Origin of the sequence: Streptomyces marianii, from assembly GCF_005795905.1 — a bacterium.
Lineage (GTDB): Bacteria > Actinomycetota > Actinomycetes > Streptomycetales > Streptomycetaceae > Streptomyces > Streptomyces marianii.
The window spans coordinates 7,525,055-7,543,211 of record NZ_VAWE01000001.1; the positions used below are offsets into that span (position 1 = coordinate 7,525,055).

The 18,157-nt window shown below is 71.8% G+C and carries 18 protein-coding genes; 10 read left to right on the forward strand and 8 right to left on the reverse strand.

Features of this window, described 5'->3' with window-relative positions; genetic code table 11:
• Positions 1-57 precede the first annotated feature (57 nt).
• Complete coding sequence (locus FEF34_RS34085; RefSeq protein WP_138056601.1) at positions 58-1,569, forward strand: LVIVD repeat-containing protein; 1,512 nt, start codon at positions 58-60, stop codon at positions 1,567-1,569.
• Between the two features lie 79 nt (positions 1,570-1,648).
• Here FEF34_RS34085 and FEF34_RS34090 read toward each other — a convergent pair whose 3' ends face one another.
• The 6 genes from FEF34_RS34090 to FEF34_RS34115 form a co-directional block, all read right to left on the reverse strand.
• A complete protein-coding gene (locus tag FEF34_RS34090; protein ID WP_138056602.1) occupies positions 1,649-2,305 on the reverse strand; it encodes a TetR/AcrR family transcriptional regulator in 657 nt (218 codons plus the stop codon).
• A 250-nt stretch (positions 2,306-2,555) separates the two neighbouring features.
• Positions 2,556-3,254: an HAD family hydrolase gene (locus FEF34_RS34095; RefSeq protein ID WP_138056603.1), complete on the reverse strand. Its 699-nt coding sequence runs from the start codon at positions 3,252-3,254 to the stop codon at positions 2,556-2,558.
• An 18-nt stretch (positions 3,255-3,272) separates the two neighbouring features.
• Positions 3,273-3,974: a phosphatase PAP2 family protein gene (locus FEF34_RS34100; protein WP_138056604.1), complete on the reverse strand. Its 702-nt coding sequence runs from the start codon at positions 3,972-3,974 to the stop codon at positions 3,273-3,275.
• A gap of 541 nt (positions 3,975-4,515) precedes the next feature.
• Positions 4,516-5,451: a M56 family metallopeptidase gene (locus FEF34_RS34105; protein ID WP_138056605.1), complete on the reverse strand. Its 936-nt coding sequence runs from the start codon at positions 5,449-5,451 to the stop codon at positions 4,516-4,518.
• 84 nt (positions 5,452-5,535) lie between these two features.
• Positions 5,536-6,102 carry a DUF5134 domain-containing protein gene (locus FEF34_RS34110; protein WP_138056606.1) on the reverse strand — a complete coding sequence of 189 codons (567 nt, stop codon included), beginning with the start codon at positions 6,100-6,102 and terminating at the stop codon, positions 5,536-5,538.
• Positions 6,103-6,282: 180 nt separating this feature from the next.
• Complete coding sequence (locus tag FEF34_RS34115; protein WP_138056607.1) at positions 6,283-6,669, reverse strand: VOC family protein; 387 nt, start codon at positions 6,667-6,669, stop codon at positions 6,283-6,285.
• 111 nt (positions 6,670-6,780) lie between these two features.
• On the opposite strand from FEF34_RS34115, the gene FEF34_RS34120 reads away from it, so the two are divergent.
• Complete coding sequence (locus FEF34_RS34120; protein ID WP_138056608.1) at positions 6,781-7,335, forward strand: GNAT family N-acetyltransferase; 555 nt, start codon at positions 6,781-6,783, stop codon at positions 7,333-7,335.
• A gap of 78 nt (positions 7,336-7,413) precedes the next feature.
• Here FEF34_RS34120 and FEF34_RS34125 read toward each other — a convergent pair whose 3' ends face one another.
• On the reverse strand, positions 7,414-8,097 hold the full coding sequence (locus FEF34_RS34125) for a glycerophosphodiester phosphodiesterase (protein ID WP_138056609.1): 684 nt from the start codon (positions 8,095-8,097) through the stop codon (positions 7,414-7,416).
• Between the two features lie 416 nt (positions 8,098-8,513).
• On the opposite strand from FEF34_RS34125, the gene FEF34_RS34130 reads away from it, so the two are divergent.
• Genes FEF34_RS34130 through FEF34_RS34140 form a run of 3 tightly spaced genes read left to right on the forward strand, consistent with a single transcriptional unit; the run spans position 8,514 to position 11,757 of the window.
• Positions 8,514-9,908, forward strand: a complete 1,395-nt coding sequence (locus tag FEF34_RS34130; RefSeq protein WP_138056610.1) for a DUF6421 family protein — start codon at positions 8,514-8,516, stop codon at positions 9,906-9,908.
• A 26-nt stretch (positions 9,909-9,934) separates the two neighbouring features.
• Positions 9,935-10,690 carry an SDR family NAD(P)-dependent oxidoreductase gene (locus FEF34_RS34135; protein WP_138056611.1) on the forward strand — a complete coding sequence of 252 codons (756 nt, stop codon included), beginning with the start codon at positions 9,935-9,937 and terminating at the stop codon, positions 10,688-10,690.
• On the forward strand, positions 10,687-11,757 hold the full coding sequence (locus tag FEF34_RS34140) for a threonine aldolase family protein (RefSeq protein WP_138057894.1): 1,071 nt from the start codon (positions 10,687-10,689) through the stop codon (positions 11,755-11,757). Before FEF34_RS34135 ends, FEF34_RS34140 begins: the two co-directional genes overlap by 4 nt.
• Positions 11,758-12,396: 639 nt before the next feature.
• Here FEF34_RS34140 and FEF34_RS34150 read toward each other — a convergent pair.
• Positions 12,397-13,119 (reverse strand): lysophospholipid acyltransferase family protein, encoded by a 723-nt coding sequence (locus FEF34_RS34150; RefSeq protein ID WP_138056612.1) that lies wholly within the window; start codon positions 13,117-13,119, stop codon positions 12,397-12,399.
• Between the two features lie 346 nt (positions 13,120-13,465).
• On the opposite strand from FEF34_RS34150, the gene FEF34_RS34155 reads away from it, so the two are divergent.
• From FEF34_RS34155 to FEF34_RS34175, 5 genes are all read left to right on the forward strand, one after another.
• Positions 13,466-13,897, forward strand: coding sequence for a TlpA family protein disulfide reductase (locus FEF34_RS34155; RefSeq protein ID WP_407698323.1), 432 nt, complete (start codon positions 13,466-13,468; stop codon positions 13,895-13,897).
• Between the two features lie 230 nt (positions 13,898-14,127).
• Complete coding sequence (locus FEF34_RS34160; RefSeq protein ID WP_138056613.1) at positions 14,128-14,634, forward strand: flavin reductase family protein; 507 nt, start codon at positions 14,128-14,130, stop codon at positions 14,632-14,634.
• Positions 14,635-14,823: 189 nt separating this feature from the next.
• On the forward strand, positions 14,824-15,609 hold the full coding sequence (locus FEF34_RS34165; protein ID WP_138056614.1) for an electron transfer flavoprotein subunit beta/FixA family protein: 786 nt from the start codon (positions 14,824-14,826) through the stop codon (positions 15,607-15,609).
• 58 nt (positions 15,610-15,667) lie between these two features.
• Positions 15,668-16,642 (forward strand): electron transfer flavoprotein subunit alpha/FixB family protein, encoded by a 975-nt coding sequence (locus FEF34_RS34170; RefSeq protein ID WP_138056615.1) that lies wholly within the window; start codon positions 15,668-15,670, stop codon positions 16,640-16,642.
• Between the two features lie 159 nt (positions 16,643-16,801).
• Positions 16,802-18,091: a DUF6986 family protein gene (locus tag FEF34_RS34175; RefSeq protein ID WP_138057896.1), complete on the forward strand. Its 1,290-nt coding sequence runs from the start codon at positions 16,802-16,804 to the stop codon at positions 18,089-18,091.
• The last annotated feature ends 66 nt before the right edge of the window (positions 18,092-18,157 follow it).

Below are 18,157 nucleotides of genomic sequence, written 5' to 3' on the forward strand. Positions count from 1 at the left end.
ATACTGCCGGGGTCAGTGCATGGTTCAAGCACGGAATGGAACTAGGGGAGGAAAACGGTGACCCCGTTGCACACCACCCGCGTGCGGCGCAGACGCCTGGGCGTGGCGACAGCCGCGGCAGGGCTGCTGGCCACTCTGCTGGCGGCCGGACCCGCGGCCGCCACACCGGACCCCGGAGACGTCCCGGCCGAGAGGAAGGTCTCGTCCGAACAGGCGGCAGCCGCCGAAGCCCTGACGAACAGTGGCGAGATTCCCGCCGTGGACGAGGTCGTCCACAGCGACAACATCCGCCATCTCGCCAACATCCCGAAGGACGCCCTCCCGGGCACCAACTCCGACCTGGCCTTCCAGGGCAGGTACGCGTTCGCCGGCAACTACGACGGCTTCCGCATCTTCGACATCTCCGACCCGCGCGCCCCGAAGACCGTCGCCCAGGTCCTGTGCCCCGGTGCCCAGAACGACATCTCGGTCTCCGGGGACCTGCTCTTCCTCTCCACCGACTCCTCGCGCAGCGACGACTCCTGTGCCAGCACCAGTCAGCCGGCCACGGAGAAGTCCTCGTGGGAGGGCGTCAAGGTCTTCGACATCAGCGACAAGCGCAGCCCGAAGTACGTCGCGGCCGTGGAGACCGCGTGCGGCTCGCACACCCACACACTCGTGCCCGAGCGGCGCAACGTGTACGTGTACGTGTCGTCGTACTCGCCGAACGCGGCCTTCCCGGACTGCCGGCCGCCGCACGACGGGATCTCCGTCATCAAGGTGCCGCGGAACGCCCCGGAGAAGTCAGCGGTCGTCGGCTTCCCGGTGCTGTTCCCGGGCGAGGGTCCCGACGGCGGCGGCAACCCCGGCGCGCCCACGAACCCGGGCGTCTCCAAGACGACCGGCTGCCACGACATCACGGTGCTGCCGGACGAGGACCTCGCGGCCGGCGCGTGCATGGGTGACGGCATCCTGTTCGACATCCGGAACCCCGAGCGCCCGAAGGTCATCGACCGGGTCCAGGACAACGTGAACTTCGCGTTCTGGCACTCGGCGACGTTCAACCAGGACGCCGACAAGGTGGTCTTCACCGACGAGCTCGGCGGCGGCGTGGGCGCGACCTGCAACGCGGAGATCGGCCCGAACCGCGGGGCCGACGGCATCTACGACATCGTCGGCAGGGGCGACAAGCGCAAGCTGGTCTTCCGCAGCTACTTCAAGATCGACCGGCACCAGGCCGCCACCGAGAACTGCGTGGCGCACAACGGCTCGCTGATCCCGGTGAAGGGCCGCGACATCATGGTCCAGGCCTGGTACCAGGGCGGCGTGTCGGTGTGGGAGTTCACGAACTCCGCCAAGCCGCGGGAGATCGCCTACTTCGAGCGCGGCCCGCTCTCCACCGACACCATCACCACGGGCGGCTCCTGGTCGGCGTACTACTACAACGGCCACATCTACTCGAACGACATCGCCAAGGGCTTCGACGTGCTGAAGCTCGAGGACCGTCGTACCGACGCGGCCAAGCGCGTCCGGATGCGCGAGCTCAACGTGCAGACCCAGCCGGACTACTTCGACCGCCACGACCACTGATCCACACCGTTGCGGTGCCGCCCCGGCGGGCGGCACCGCGACTCCCCGGTGCGGCCGCGCAGGCCCTCCGGGACAGCTCTTACCCGGCCGCCCCGTCGGAGGGCCGGTCCGAACCCTCGTGTGGCGTCCCGCGGGACGGCTCCCCGCCCGGCGGGAAACCGAGCCCCCAGTCCAGCCCGTACCGCTGGAACAGCTCGGCGCGCAGCCGTGCGCGCGGCATCGGCGCGCCGGGCAGCGCCACCGCGAAGACCGCGCCCATCAGCAGCGCGCGCAGCAGCGGGTAGTCGGCGTCGACATCCTCGGTCCCGTACCGCTCCACCGTGTCGCGCAGCAGGAGGGCCAGGCGCTGCTGCTCGGGGCACTGGACGAACCCGTCGGCCTGCAGGATGCCCGCCATGTGCGCGCGCATCAGCACCGGCCGGTCCACGGCGAGGCCCAGGATCGCGTCGATCGCCCGGGCCAGCCGCTCCCGCCCGTCGGAGGTGCGGGGCTCACGCTCCAGCGCCTCCTCCAGCGTGAGGTGCATCAGCCGGTGCACGGCCGACTGGAACAGCTGGCGCTTGCCGGCGAAGTAGTACGAGACCAGTCCGCGGGCCGAACCGGCCCGGTCGGCGATGTCCCCGAGGGTCGTCGCCTCGTAGCCGCGCTCCCCGACGAGGTCCACGGTCGCCTGGAGCAGGCGCTCCCGGGAACGCCGGCGGAGCTCTTCATTGACCGACGCGCTCCGCGGGGACATGCTTAACTCCTGCGTTGACTGGCTCCGAGCCAATATACTCAGCGCGACCCGTGGCGAGGCGCTCGTGTGCCTGGTCAGCGGGGGTGACCGGACGGACCGGGCGACGCGGGGGATCGCCCGGTCCGATCCTTCCGCCATGGATCCGCACGGATCCCGGGAGCCGCGGCGTGCGGCTTCTTCCTCTATTGTCCGATCTCGCGGTCTCGATTCCCAGGGCCGGCCACCGGCACTTCGCCCATCGCGTTCCGGTTCACGCGCCCATGAGTCCGAGTACCGGACGCAGGCCTTCGGGCCGCTCCTCGACCGGCAGATGATCCACGAAGTGCACCGCGCAACCCAGCTGTGCCGCCCCGCCGTCCGCGCGCCTGTCGTCACCGACCATCAGGACGTCGCGGGGGTCCTCCCCGAGCGCCTCGCAGCCCGCCCGGAACAGCCTGGCGTCCGGCTTCTGCACCCCGTGGCGGTACGACAGCACGTACGCGTCCACGTAGCCGTGCAGCCCGTGCGCCTGGAACACCGGCCGCGGGTCCCAGCCGATGTTGCTGACCACCGCGACGCCTGTGCCCAGGCGCCGCAGCTCGCCGAGCACCTCCTCCGCGTCCGGGTACGGCAGCCACGCGGACGGGGTCTTGTGCCGCTCGTAGAGCGCGTCGTAGAGCCGGGGGTCGGGGAGCTCCACACGGCGGGCGAGGCCCATGTAGGCGTCCCTGTGCCGCCGGGCGTCCCGGTCGCGCGTCCGCCACAGGTCGGCGAGCGCCTCGGGGATCAGTTCGGGGGTGGAACCTCCGGGCAGCGCCCCGGCCGCGTCCAGCTCGCGTGCGTACCGCTCGAACGCGTCCTCGCCGACGGAGATCCCCGTCTCGTCGAGGGCGGCCCGCAGCCAGGAGGTGACGGATTCGATCCGGAAGAGCGTTCCCGAGAAATCGAAGAGCACGCCTTTGATCGCCATGGGGCGATCCTCCCGGCGTCAGGGCTCCCGGTTCAAGGCCAGCCGTTCGTACGAGCCGACCGCCACGGCGACCACACAGATCCCGAGCAGCCAGCCGGCCAGGACGTCCGTGAGCCAGTGCACTCCCAGGTAGAGCCTGGTGAAGCCCACGCCCAGCACCGAGACCGCCGAGAGCAGGGCCGCCGTCCGCCGCAGCCCCGGTCCGGCCCCCGTCCGCGCCAGTAGCCAGAGGAGCAGCCCGCAGGTGACGGTCGCCGTCATCGCGTGGCCGGAGGGGAAGGCGGCGTAGTGGGCGGAGTCCACGGGTTCCGCCCAGACCGGGCGCTGCCGCCCCACCAGGACCTTGAGGATCTGCTGCACCGCCGACCCCAGCAGGCTCGCCGCCGCGAGCCACAGGGCCGGGAGGCGCTCGCCGCGCCACAGCAGGCCGAGCACCACCCCGACCACCAGGGCGCGCATCGTCCACGGGTCCCACACCCAGTCGCTGAGGATCCGGTTCGCCTCGGTGAGCCCCGGCTCCGCCAGCGCGGACTCGTGGAGCTCGACGGCGACCGTGCGGTCGGCCGACATCAGCGGCTCCCAGCCCACTACCACCGTCACCAGCAGCAGGACGGTGACCACGGCGGTCAGCGAGGCGGTGCGTGCCCCGGGGACCGGAGGGCCCGGCTCCGGGACGGGGGTGCGCGGGAGTGGGGTGGAGGTGGGGGTGGGGGGACGCATGGGAGGGATCCTGCCCCCGATACGCCCTGCTAGTGCCGCATCAGGCGACGTTCGCCCCGTCGCGGCGCCCGGTACGGCGACTCGCGGCGTTGCCGGATCAACCGAGTAGGTCCACCACGAGGTCGATCCGGCGCCTTGCGATCTTCCCCTCGGCGGGAGGGCCTGGGGGAGGCCCCACCCCCTCGGCGGGAGGGCCTGGGGGAGGCCCCACCCCTCGGCGGGAGGGCCTGGGGGAGGCCCCACCCCCTCGGCGGGAGGGCCTAGGGGAGGCCCCACCCCCTCGGCGGGAGGGCCTGGGGGAGACCTCACCCCCTCGGCCGGAGGGCCTGGGGAGGCCCCGTGCACCGGACGCCGCTCCTTGACGGGCAAACCTTGCCTGACGCGGCACTGGTGCCGCGACCGGCCGGGTTCACCGGGTCGCGGCGCCGCGCTGCGTTGTTGTCACGTCACCCGAGTGCGTCCGGTGCGAGGGCGATCCTCCGCCGTGCGACGCACCGCGCCGGACGCCGCGACCTTCCCGGCGCCCCGGGCACGGTGCCGGTCATGCCAAAGCGCTCAGACCCGGCACGAATGCCACCAGCAGCGGTACGACGGGCACCAGGACCGCGGCGGCGGTCAGCCGCAGCCGCCTGCCCGCGGTGAGCCGGGGCACCGGGGCCAGCAGGCGGTTCACCCGCTGGTGCAGTTGGGCGTCGGGCGCCGGGCGGGGACCGAAGACTCCGCGGTGTTCGTTCAGTTCGACCAGCGCGAGGGCGATCGTCAGCCGCCCGAACCGGCGCGAGGCCACGTCGTCCGCGGCCAGCTCCACCAGCCGGTGCATCTCGTCGCGGAACGCGGCGAACACCGGGACCTGGGGAAAACCGTTGGCGAGCGCCGCCGAGCAGTGCAGCAGCCAGTCGTGGCGCGCTCTGGCATGGCCCTGCTCATGAGCCAGCACCGCGTCGAGCTGACGGCCCTTCAGTCGCCGCAGGGCGGCCGTGGTGATGACGAGCTGGGGCGCGGCGCCGGGCAGCCACCACGCGTCGGGGCGCTCGCCCTCCAGCACCACCAGCGGATCGTCGCCGGGGTCCTCTCCGGGCAACAGGGGGGCGCGCACGAGGAGTTCGGCCCTGCGCCGCTTGCGTCGCGCGTGCGCCCGGTGGATCTCCCGGGTGAGCATCGCGCCGGTCCACAGCCCTCCGCACGCCAGTACGACGGCCAGTACGGCCGACCACGGACCGCCCGCGCCCAGGGCGTACGCCTCGACGACCGCGCTCGGTGCGGGCGCGAAGACCGGCCCCCGCACCGCCTGCCAGGTGGCGGCCGCGCTGATGGTCATGGAGAGGCCGAAGCTCAGCAGCACCGCAGCGACCACGCACTGCCACACCCACAACGCCACCACCGGCTCGCGCTCCGGCCAGTCGGCCCGGGACATCAGCCGCGGCGCGACGACGGCGGCCAGTGCGCCGAGCGACAGCAGCGCGAGGGAGACCATCATGGGCACCAGACTATGAGCGGTGTGCTACTCACAGGTATGGCTTCAGACGGCAAGTGACGCACGCCACGGCCCGCCCCCGCGCGCTCAGACGGTGAGAAGCATGGCGACCATGGCGACGCCCATCGAGACCCGGCACGCCAGGGCCAGCTCGGGGCGGGCTCCCCAGGCCGGGGGAGGGCCGCCCGCGGGCGCCGCCGCGGGCACCAGCCGGGCGCCCGTGTGCAGGACGAACACGGCGAAGTAGACGAGCAACGCCCCCGTCACCAGCGGCACTCCGCCGGCACCGGGCGCGCCGTGCGCCCCGTGGCCGCCCGCCGCGAAGGGGGACATGGTCACCGCCATGTACACCATGGCCAGCGAGCCCACCAGATGGTGCAGATGGTGCGCGCCGGCGCGGGAGGCCCGAGTGGCCCGCAACGCCCGCAGGCCCACCGTCCCGAACAGGGCCGCGTACGGCAGCCATGCCCACGCCGGTGCCGGTGCCACGGCGGCCGGCACGGCCATCGCGGCCATCCCGAACCCCATCAGGGCCTCATCCGTCGCCGCGCTGCGCGCCGGGCCCGCACAGCAGCGCATCCGCACGACGCAGTACGCGCCGGACACCGCGCACAGCGCCACGAGCAGCCAGCCCGGCACCGCCGGTCCGTGCACCTCCCACCTCCCCGCTCGACGTGTCGAGCAGGACATGCCCCGCCGGGGCCCGGCGCATACGAGCGCACGGGTGTACGCGGGGCGCTCGCGGAGGCGGCGCGGCCGCGCACACCGCCTGACGAGGCTCCCTCGCCCCGCGTCCGGGACGGCTCTGCCCGCGAGCGCGATCGCCCGCCCCGCTCAGGGCCGGCGGCGCAGCGGATGGTCCTCGGGCACCTCGACCACGGCGATCCGCACCCCGTCCGGATCGGTCAGCCACATCTCGACGAGCCCCCAGGGCTCCCGCCGCGGCGGCCGTTCCACCTCGGCCCCGTGCGACAGCACATGACCGTAGGCCGCCTTGGCGTCCGACACCTGGAGCCACAGCGCGAGCCCCGGGCCGGGCGGGGTGTCGGAGCGGCCGGAGATCTCCAGGAACCCGCCCCCGAGGAAGTAGACCGTTCCGCGGTCCTGCCCGGTGCCGAACTCGCGGTAGATCTGCAGGCCCAGCACGTCCTCGTAGAACCGTCGGGACCGCTCGGGGTCGGTCGGCCGCAGCAGGATGCGACTGCTCAGCACGTGCATCATGGTCTCCACCGTAGACCGCCGGTGCGCCGCTCCGAGGTCGGGCGGACCGCGCGTCCGCGGCCGACCCGCCGCGACCGCCGGCGAAGAATGAGGAGAACGGAGAACCGCCCCATGGAGACCGCCCCGCCCCAGCACCCGGTGCAGCTGTCCTTCCGCGACGCGACCGATGCCGACGTGCCCGCGCTGGTCGAGCTGATCGAGTCGGCCTACCGCGGGGACTCCAGCCGTGCGGGCTGGACCACCGAGGCGGACATCCTGGACGGGCAGCGCACCGACCCGGAAGGCGTGCGCCAGGTGATCGGGGCGTCCGGCAGCAGGCTGCTCGTGGTGCGGCGCGACGACGAGCTGGTGGCCTGCTGCCAGCTCGAACACCGCGGCGACGCGGCGTACTTCGGCATGTTCGCCGTGCGTCCGGGACTCCAGGGCGGCGGGCTCGGCCGACTGGTCATCGCCGAGGCGGAGCGTCTCGTCAGCGAGACGTGGGGCGTCACCGAGATGCACATGACGGTGATCTCGGTGCGCGAGGAGCTCATCGCCTGGTACGAGCGGCGCGGGTACCGCCGTACGGGCCGGATGACCCCGTTCCCGTACGGCGATGAGCGATTCGGCGTTCCGCGCCGTGACGACCTGCAGTTCGAGCTGCTCGTGAAGAGCCTGGACGGCTGAGGCGCGGCCTTCCGCGACAGGTCTGCGGGACCTCGGACACCGGACCGGTGCGCGGAGGCCGGTCCGTCGCCGGGGCCGTCAGGCCGTGAAGCGGCCGGTGCGCCGGATCTCCGGGAAGTCGGTGGTCGCGCCGTCGAGCTCGAGGGCGCGCACCAGCCGCAGGTGGTCCTGGGTGTTGACGACCCAGCCGATGACCCTCAGCCCCTCGTCGTGGGCGTGCTCCACCGTCTCCAGCGTGAGCCGGCGGATGTTCAGCGCCAGCGTCGGGGCGCCGGCGGCCTGCGCGCGCTCCACGATGTCGCTGCCCCACCGGCTGGCGACGAGGGCCGTGCGCACGCCGGGCACCAGCGCGGCGATCTCCCTGACGGCGTCGTCCTGGAACGAGGTGACCTCGATCCGTTCCGCCAGATCGCGCTTGACCATCACGTCCGCGAGCACCCGTGCCGCGGCCGCGTCCTTGATCTCGACCTGGAGCGGCGCGCTCACCGCTTCCAGGACCTCCTCGAAGATCGGGACGCGCTCGCCCTGACCGGCGTCCAGCTCCCGCAGCTCGGCGAGGGTCTTCTCGGCGATCGGTCCCGTGCCGTCGGTCGTCCGGTCCACATCGGCGTCGTGCATGACGACCAGGGCGCCGTCCTTGCTGAGATGGAGATCGAGTTCGATCGCGTCCATGCCCGCGCGTTCCGCCCGGACGAAGGAACGCAGGGTGTTCTCCGGTTCGACACCCATGACCCCGCGATGACCGATGGTGAGGAAACTCAAGATCTTCTCGCTTCCGTCGATGTGTCGGGCTCGGGCCGTTCTTGTTGCGGCTCGCACGCGGTGGCTCCCGCCCCGCGCGGCACGGCCGCAGCCTAGTGGCCTGCGCCTCAGCCGCACCCGGTCGTGCATGAGGTGCCGGGCTTGGGGGAACGCGTTCTTCCGCCGCTGCGCCCCGTGACGGGCTCACTCGCGCGTGGGCGAGTCTTCCGGGCCTTGACGGCGCCCGGGCCGAAGCCGGCCCGGTGGTGCCCCCTGCCCGACGTTCCGCAGTCATCGCCCCGAATGGCCTAGGTCACAGAAAAATCTGCGGTGACCATGGGGGTGAGGCAGGATAATTTCCCAGGGTTCCCCTTGTATGGGAGAACCGGGCATGGATACGGTGTCTTGACGCGAGGTTCTCCCGTGGAGGAAGTGACATGACGGAAATTCTTGTGCAGAACGCTGCGACGGACGCGGCGACGACCACGGCGGTGGTCGAGCATCCCGCGTGGCAGATGCTCAAGGACGCCGTCGAGGAGATCAGGTCCTGGCAGTCCGAGGACGGTTCCATCGACTTCGGTGCCGAGGGCGCCCCGGTGCGCGCCGCCGCCGACTACGCGGTCGAGCGGGTGACCGCCGCCGTGGAGGAGCTCTCCCCGCTGCTTCCGCACGACGCCGCTTACCACCGGGCGCTCGTCGCCGACCTGCGCAAATGGGCCGACGGCGCCTTCGGCGTGCCGGACTTCCTGGACTCGCTGCTGGCCTTCCAGCCCGCCGCCGACCGCGTGGACGGCCTCCAGCACCTGGTGGTCTTTCCCATGTACACGCAGAACGGCAACCCGGACCGCAACCTCGAGGCCGTCGTCCTGCGGATGGTCTGGCCGGAGTGGCTGGCCGAGCTGGAGGCGACCCGCTACGACAACCCGCTCTTCTGCGGGATCACCTTCGAGGACTTCACCGCCGGCTACGACACCAACTCGGCCGTGCTGTTCCCGGAGACCATAGCCGTGCGCGAGGCCCCCGAGCGGTTCAGCTGGGGCGGCATCTTCTGCGACCGCGAGGCCGCCCGCTTCCGCCGGGTGACCGAGGCCGCGGTGGAGATCCTCTCCATCGACCTCCCCGAGGACGTGGCCTCGATGGTCCACGACCAGGAGCGCTGCGAGAAGGCCTTCGTCCTGTGGGACATGATCCACGACCGCACCCACAGCCACGGCGACCTGCCGTTCGACCCCTTCATGATCAAGCAGCGCCAGCCGTTCTGGATGTACGGCCTGGAGGAGCTGCGCTGCGACCTCACCGCCTTCAAGGAGGCCGTGAAGCTGGAGGCCGAGGGCAACGCACACGGCCGTGACGTCCAGTACGCGGTGCTGTTCGACCGGATGTTCCGCTTCCCCGTCACCGGCGACCGGGTGCGCAACTACGACGGCCTCGGCGGCCAGCTGCTCTTCGCGTACCTCCACAAGCACGACGTCGTACGCTGGACGGACAACACGCTGAGGATCGACTGGGAGCGGGCCCCGAAGGTCACCAACCAGCTCTGCGCCGAGATCGAGACGTTGTACCGCGACGGCATCGACCGCCCGAAGCTCGTCCACTGGTTCAAGGCCTACGAGCTGGTCGCCACCTATCTCGCTCCGCACCCGGGCTCCCGCTGGGCCAAGGGTCCCGACGCCCTGGACCTGAGCCAGCCGCCGCGCAAGCTCGTCGACGACGTGCTTCCGGACGAGTTTCCGCTCAGCATGTTCTTTGAGGCGCTCTCCAAGAAGCTGAAGGGCGTGATCGCTTCCACCAAGGGCATCACGGCCCGGTCCGCCGAGCGAGTCGCCGCGTGAGCTCTCGGACGGAGGAGACCAGCACCATGAATGCGAACGGCAACGGGCCCCTCGACGGTGCGGTGATCGCGGTCGCGGGCGCCGCGGGTCCGGCGGGCCGCGCCACCCTGCTCCGCCTCGCCGAGGCGGGCGCGATCGTCGTGGCGTCGGACGCGGACAGCGAACGGCTGGCGCAGGCGGTCGACGAGGCGCGGTACGCGCACGGCGGTGCGACCGTCACCGGCGACACCGTCGACCTGCTCGACCCGACCGCGACCCGGGAATGGGCCGCGCAGACCGAGAAGGAGTTCGGCCGCGTCGACGGCCTCGTCCATCTCGTCGGCGGCTGGCGCGGCAGCGCGACCTTCGGCGAGACCGACCTGAGCGATTGGCAGCTCCTCGAGAAACTGCTGATCCGTACGGTCCAGAACACCTCGCTCGCGTTCCACGAGGCGCTCAAGCGCAGCGACAAGGGCCGCTTCGTACTGGTCAGCCAGTCCGGGGCGGCGAAGCCCACCGAGGGCAACGCCTCCTACGCCGCCGCCAAGGCCGCTGCGGAGGCCTGGACCCTGGCGCTGGCGGACTCGTTCAGGAAGGCCGGGGGTGAGGAGGGCCCGCGCACGGCGGCTGCCATCCTGATCATCAAGGCGCTCGTGCACGACGCGATGCGCGCCGAGCGCCCGAACGCCAAGTTCGCGGGCTTCACGGACGTCAAGGAACTGGCCGAGGCCATTGCCGGAGTCTGGGGGCGGCCCGCCCAGGAAGTGAATGGACAGCGCCTGTGGCTGACCCCCGAGCCGTGATCCCGCCGAGAACCGACGCCCGCCGGCACCACGACCCCCACGTACGGGGATTCGCCAGCGACAACTACGCGGGCGCGCACCCGGAGGTGATGGCCGCCCTCGCCCTGGCCAACGGCGGCCACCAGGTCGCCTACGGGGAGGACGAGTACACCGACCACCTCCAGCGGATCATGCACAGCCACTTCGGTTCCGGCGCCGAGGCGTTCCCCGTCTTCAACGGCACCGGCGCCAACGTCACCGCGCTGCAGGCGCTCACCGACCGGTGGGGAGCCGTCGTCTGCGCCGAGACCGCCCACATCAACGTGGACGAGGGCGGCGCTCCGGAGCGGATGGGCGGGCTGAAGCTGCTGACCGTACCGACCCCGGACGGCAAGCTCACCCCCGAGCTCATCGACCGGCAGGCCTGGGGCTGGGAGGACGAGCACCGTGCCATGCCGCAGGTCGTGTCGATCACCCAGAACACCGAGCTGGGCACGGTCTACACGGTGGACGAGATCCGCGCGATCGTCGACCACGCCCACGGGCTCGGCATGAAGGTCCACCTCGACGGGGCGCGGATAGCCAACGCCGCGGCGTCGCTGGACGTGCCGATGCGCGCGTTCACCAACGCCGTCGGCGTGGACGTCATCTCGTACGGGGGCACCAAGAACGGCATGCTCTTCGGCGAGGCCGTCATCGTGCTCAACCCCGACGCCGTCAGCCATATGAAGCATCTGCGCAAGATGTCGATGCAGCTCGCCTCGAAGATGCGGTTCGTGTCCGTGCAGTTGGAGGCTCTGCTCGCCAAGGACCTGTGGCTGCGCAACGCCCGGCACTCCAACGCCATGGCACAGCGGCTGGCCGAGGGCGTCCGGGCCGTGGACGGGGTGGAGATCCGCTACCCGGTGCAGGCGAACGCGGTCTTCGCCCGGCTCCCGCAGGAGGTGAGCCGCCGGCTCCAGAAGCGCTTCCGCTTCTACTTCTGGGATGAGGCGGCCGGGGACGTCCGCTGGATGTGCTCGTTCGACACCACCGAGGACGACGTGGACGCCTTCGTCCTGGCGCTGAAGGAAGAAATGGCGGGCTGATTCCGCCGGAGCCGTTGGCGTCGACCCCGTCGTCGCACCGGCGCCCCTTGCCGCATGGATCTGCGACCGGTTGAAAGTCCATTGACTTTCGACCGGTCGCATTCCTGTGCTCGCGTGTCATGGAGCTGATCCAGCAGGTCCCCGGGATCTCGGCCCGCCTCGTCGCCGACGAGGTCATCGACCACGGGCCCGACGGGCGAAGCCGGCATCGTCAGGGCGCGTCGAAGTCGACGGCCCGGTCAACGGACCCAGCAGCGAGGCGAGTCCGGCGCTTCCCGGCGACGCCGCGCGCCGGGCGCCGGAACGTCTCGAGCGACGGCCGCGCTCCGCAGGAGGACCCGCACACGGCGGCCCGGCGGAGTCGTGGGTACGGGACGCCTGTAGCGGCTCCGGGGCCAAGCCGTCCCGTACCCACTACTCCGCCGAGGCGCCGACCGGGCGCGCTCTGACCGGGCCGGACATGTCACGGCGACGGGGCGGAACCCGCCGAGTCGCCGGAGAAGCTCGGACCCCGGCCCGGATCGGGTCCGTACGGCCGGCGGCGCTCCCGTGCGTCCGTGAGTGCCGTGGCGGGCATCCTGGTGCGGTCCCCACGCCCGCGGCGAGGCCCACACGGAAGGAGGGCCCGCGGCGACCGGCTCAGTGTGCCTCGCGGACCTCGGCCGGCGTCGGGGCCGTACCGCCGAGGTGCGCGGGCACCCACCAGGTGTCGGAGGCGTCCTTGGGACGCACCGGATAGGCGCGCTGTGCCGACTCCAGCAGTTCCTGCACCCGTTCCCGCAGCCGGCGGGTGATCGCCCCGGCGTACTGGTCCGTCGGCGCCTCCATGGCCTCACCGACGCGAATCGTCACCGGGATGTGGCTGCGCCGGAGGTTCTTCGGCCGGCCCTTGGTCCACAGCCGCTGCGTGCCCCACAGAGCCATCGGGACGAGCGGTACGCCGGCTTCCTGGGCGAGCCGCGCCGCGCCGGACTTGAAGCCCTTCAGCGTGAACGACTGGGAGATCGTGGCCTCCGGGAAGACGCCGATCACCTCGCCCGCGCGGAGTGAGTCCAGCGCGTGGGCGTACGCGGCCTCGCCCTGGTCGCGGTCCACCGGGATGTGCTTCATCCCGCGCATCAGCGGACCCGAGACCCGGTGCCGGAACACCGACTCTTTCGCCATGAAGCGCACCAGGCGCTTCTGCGGCAGCGCGGCCAGGCCGGAGAAGATGAAGTCCAGGTAGCTGATGTGGTTGCTCACCAGCACCGCGCCCCCCGAGCGCGGGATGTTCTCCGACCCCTGGCTGTCGATCTTCAGGTCGAGCGCCTTGAACATCGCGAGTGCGGCGCCGATGACCGGCCGGTAGACGAGCTCTGCCATGTCGGGAGAGGCCCTTCCTTCTGTGTCCCGGGGAGGGTTCTCCCAACGGAAGTTACGCAGCCGTAGGTTTTCGGCATTGGGCAGATCGTGCCCCATGTGCGGCGCTACGGCCAGTCCCCGGCGCGTCGTACGGCGAGATTCTCGTCACGTCGTGTCACCTGCACCGGTCACGGCGCCCGCGGCGGAGCGCGGTAGCCCGCCGAGCCGGCAGCGCCCGGCCGCAGGGGTGGCCAGGTGGGCGCGGGTACGGTGGCGCCGAAGCTCGGCCCCTGAGGTCGGCGTGGTCCGTGCCCCCCGGGGATCACCCGCGGAGCGCGGGGGCGGGAGCGGGAATCATTGCGGTCGTGTGCGCGCTGCAGGGAAACGACGACGGGACTCGTGGTGCGCGGCGGTCCTCGCGGTGGCGGGGCGTACGGGCTGCCGCACCGGGAGGACGAACGGGAGGACGAAGGTGCGCGGCAGGGACGTGGAGCGCCGGCTCGGGGCGACCGAACTGGGCGCCGAGCTGGGGGAGAGGGCGACGCTGGTGCAGTTCTCCAGTGCCTTCTGCCGGCCGTGCGGGGCGACGCGGCGCACGCTCGCGCAGGTCGCGGACATGGTCGACGGTGTCGCCCATGTGGAGATCGACGCGGAGGAGCGGCTCTCGCTCGTGCGCGAACTGGACATCCTGCGCACGCCCACCGTGCTGGTGCTCGACGCCGGCGGCCGGATCGTGCGGAGGGCGTCCGGGCAGCCCCGGAAGGCGGATGTCATCGCGGCCCTCGGCGAGGCCGTCTGACGGCGTGGAAGCGGCGACGGCCGGGTGACGGTCCGTGACGCAGCTCGCATCTGACCGGGCCCACTTGACTGCACGCACCAGCAATCGTCAGTCTGACGATGTGCCAACAGAACTCCTTCCCGCCGGCCGGAAGCAGCAACGGAACACCCCGGCCCACGACGCGAGCGCTCGCTGTCCGGGTGTCTGAGCAGCGACGACCCCGACCGAACCCCTCGCAGAAGGACCATTCCATGGTGGCCACGCCCGGCCTCGGCACTCCTCGACTCGCCTCCCCCGATCTGCTGCGCTCCGTCTTCCGCCGCCACGCGGCAGGAGTCGCGGTCATCACCGCGCACGGCGACCGTCCCGTCGGATTCACCGCCACCTCGCTCAGTTCCGTGGCGGCCGAGCCCCCGCTGCTCTCGTTCGGCATCGGCACCGCCTCCTCCAGCTGGCAGGTCATCGCCGAGACGGGGCACGTCGGGGTGCACATACTCTCCGAGGACCAGCGCGAACTGGCCGCCACCTTCGCCCGCAGGGGTGCCGACAGGTTCGCCGCGCCCACTCGATGGCGTAGCGGGCCCGAGGGCGTCCCGCTCCTGGACGGCGTGCTGGCATGGCTGGTCTGCCGGGTCGTCGCCCGGGTGCCCGCGGGGGACCACCGTGTGGTGATCGCCGAGGCGGTCGCCGGCCACCCGGAGGGGACCGGCCGTCCGCTGCTGTACCACCAGGGCCGCTTCAACGCGTTGAGGGACTGAGAGATCCCGGTTACACAGCGTTGGCAAGGTCACAGTTCCAAGCGCTTGCTCACCGGGTAAGCAGTGGATGTACTGGTGAGTAATATTTCGTTCGGAGCGCCGGTCGCCCCGACCGGAAACCCCGCCTTCAGGCGCCTATGCTGCCTGCACAAGGCAGCTCAGTAATGACGATGCAGTAGGAGAGCCGGCGTGAGCTTGAGGATCGTTGTCTGTGTGAAGTACGTGCCCGACGCCACCGGCGACCGGCACTTCGCCGATGACCTGACCGTCGACCGGGACGACGTCGACGGTCTGCTGTCGGAGCTCGACGAGTACGCGGTCGAGCAGGCGCTGCAGATCGCCGATGAGGCGGACGACGCCGAGATCACCGTGCTGACCGTCGGCCCGGAGGACGCCAAGGACGCGCTGCGCAAGGCGCTGTCCATGGGTGCCGACAAGGCCGTCCACGTCGAGGACGACGATCTGCACGGCACCGATGTGATGGGCACCTCCCTGGTCCTGGCCAAGGCGATCGAGAAGACCGGTTACGACCTGGTCGTCTGCGGCATGGCCTCCACGGACGGCACCATGGGCGTCCTTCCGGCGGTCCTGGCCGAGCGGCTCGGCGTTCCGCAGGTGACCCTGCTGTCGGAGGTCTCCGTCGAGGACGGCACCGTCAAGGGCCGCCGTGACGGCGACACCGCTTCGGAGCAGCTGGAGGCGTCCCTGCCGGCGGTCGTGTCCGTGACGGACCAGTCGGGCGAGGCCCGCTACCCGTCCTTCAAGGGCATCATGGCCGCGAAGAAGAAGCCGGTGGAGTCGCTGGACCTGTCCGACCTCGACATCGAGGCGGAGGAGGTCGGCCTGGAGGGTGCCTGGACCGCGGTGGACTCCGCGGCCGAGCGTCCGGCCCGTACCGCGGGCACGATCGTCAAGGACGAGGGCGAGGGCGGCAAGCAGCTCGCGGAGTACCTCGCGAGCCAGAAGTTCATCTGAGCTTCGGTCGTCACCCCAACCGCCCCGCACACTTCGCAAGCAGGAGAGAAGAAGTCCCATGGCTGAAGTTCTCGTCTACGTCGACCACGTGGACGGCGCCGTCCGCAAGCCCACCCTGGAGCTGCTGACGCTGGCCCGCCGCATCGGCGAGCCGGTCGCCGTCGCGCTCGGCCCCGGCGCCGAGGCCACCGCCCCCGCCCTCGCCGAGCACGGCGCGGTGAGGGTCCTCACCGCCGACGCGCCCGAGTTCGCCGACTACCTGGTCGTGCCGAAGGTGGACGCGCTGCAGGCCGCGTACGAGGCGGTGTCCTCCGGCGGTTCCCTGGCCGCGGTGCTGGTGCCGTCCTCCGCCGAGGGCAAGGAGATCGCGGCCCGTCTGGCGATCCGCCTCGGCTCCGGCATCATCACCGACGCGGTCGACCTGGAGGCCGGCGACGAGGGTCCGGTCGCCACGCAGTCCGCGTTCGCCGCCGCCTTCACCACCAAGTCCCGCGTCTCCAAGGGCACCCCGGTCATCACGGTGAAGCCGAACTCGGCTCCCGTGGAGGCCGCCCCGGCCGCCGGCGCCGTCGAGGCGCTGAGCGTCACCTTCGGTGACAAGGCGACCGGCACCAAGGTCGTCTCCCGCACCCCGCGCGAGTCGACCGGCCGCCCCGAGCTGACCGAGGCCGCGATCGTGGTCTCCGGCGGCCGCGGCGTCAACGGCGCCGAGAACTTCTCGGTGATCGAGGCGCTCGCCGACTCGCTCGGCGCGGCCGTCGGTGCCTCCCGCGCCGCCGTGGACGCCGGCTGGTACCCGCACTCCAACCAGGTCGGCCAGACCGGCAAGAGCGTCTCCCCGCAGCTGTACATCGCCTCCGGCATCTCGGGCGCGATCCAGCACCGGGCGGGTATGCAGACCTCGAAGACGATCGTGGCAGTCAACAAGGACTCCGAGGCCCCGATCTTCGACCTGGTCGACTACGGCGTGGTCGGCGACCTCTTCGAGGTCGTCCCCCAGCTGACCGACGAGATCAAGGCCCGCAAGGGCTGAGTCGGGCAGCACGCCCGCACGGGGCCGCGCGGTGACTTCACCGCGCGGCCCCGCGGCGTTCCGGGGGACCATTGACGCAGGTCAGTCGCCCCCGATAGCTTCACCATACGGATTATTGATTCCGTCAGGCGGAATGACGTGAGTGTGGAGGGTGCCGAGATGGGCCAGCAGGAGAAGGTGTCGACGAGCCTCGCCGGCGCGGTCAGCGAGGAGATCAGCACCTCCCTCGCACCGGTGGACGTCGAACTCGCCCGCCGGTACCCGGGAGACCCCGGCACCCGCCAGCCCGTCCACACCGTCTACGTACCCGGTGACTCCTTCGGTGCCGGAACCATCCGCTCCTGGGGCGACCAGGCGCTCGCCGCGCTGGACGAGCACGCACCGGACGCCTCAACCCTCGCGCGGGTGCTCGGACTCCCCGACGACCTCGCGGAGCCCGTGTACACCCGGGTACGTGCGAAGCTGGAACGCGAGCCCGTGGAGGACCTGCGGGTCGACTTCGAGGACGGCTACCACGGCCGCGACGAGGACGCCGACGCCGCCCGTGCCGCCCGGCTGGTCTCCGAGGCGCACGCCCGTGGTGCTTCGGCCCCGTACACGGGAATCCGCATGAAGTGCATGGAGGCCGCCGTACGCGACCGCGGGATCCGCACCACCGACGTCTTCCTGACGGGCCTGATGGAGCACGGCGGCCTGCCCGGCGGACTCGTCCTCACCCTCCCGAAGGTGACCTACGCGGAGCAGGTCACGGCCTTCGTCAGGCTCCTCGAGGCCTTCGAGAAGGCCCATGGACTCGACGCCGGCCGCATCGGGTTCGAGATCCAGATCGAGACCAGTCAGGCCATCCTCGCCGCCGACGGCACCGCGACCGTCGCCCGGATGATCGACGCCGCCGAGGGCCGCGCCACCGGGCTCCACTACGGCACCTTCGACTACAGCGCCTGCCTCGGCGTCAGCGCGGCCCACCAGGCGAGCGACCATCCGGCCGCCGACCACGCCAAGGCGATCATGCAGGTCGCCGCCGCCGGTACCGGCGTCCGGGTCTCGGACGGCTCCACCAACGTGCTGCCGGTCGGCGGCACCGACCACGTGCACGAGGCCTGGCGGCTCCACTACGGGCTGACGCGCCGTGCCCTGGCCAGGGCGTACTACCAGGGCTGGGACATGCACCCCGGCCACCTCCCGACCCGCTACGCCGCCGTGTTCGCGTTCTACCGCGAGGGCATGGAGGCCGCGGCGGCACGCCTCGCCGCGTACGTCGCCCGGACCGAGGGCGACATCATGGACGAGCCCGCCACCGCCAAGGCGCTCAGTGGCTATCTGCTGCGGGGCCTGGACTGCGGTGCGCTCGACGACGCCGAGGTCGCGCGTCTCACCGGCCTCACCCGGGCCGAGCTCGACGCCTTCGCCCGGCCGCGCCGCGGCGATCTGACGGCCACCGCGCAGTAGTCGCCGGAACGGTCCACGCCGCCCGCAGGGAGGTTCGACGGAAGGAGTCCCGCCGCACCGGTCGCG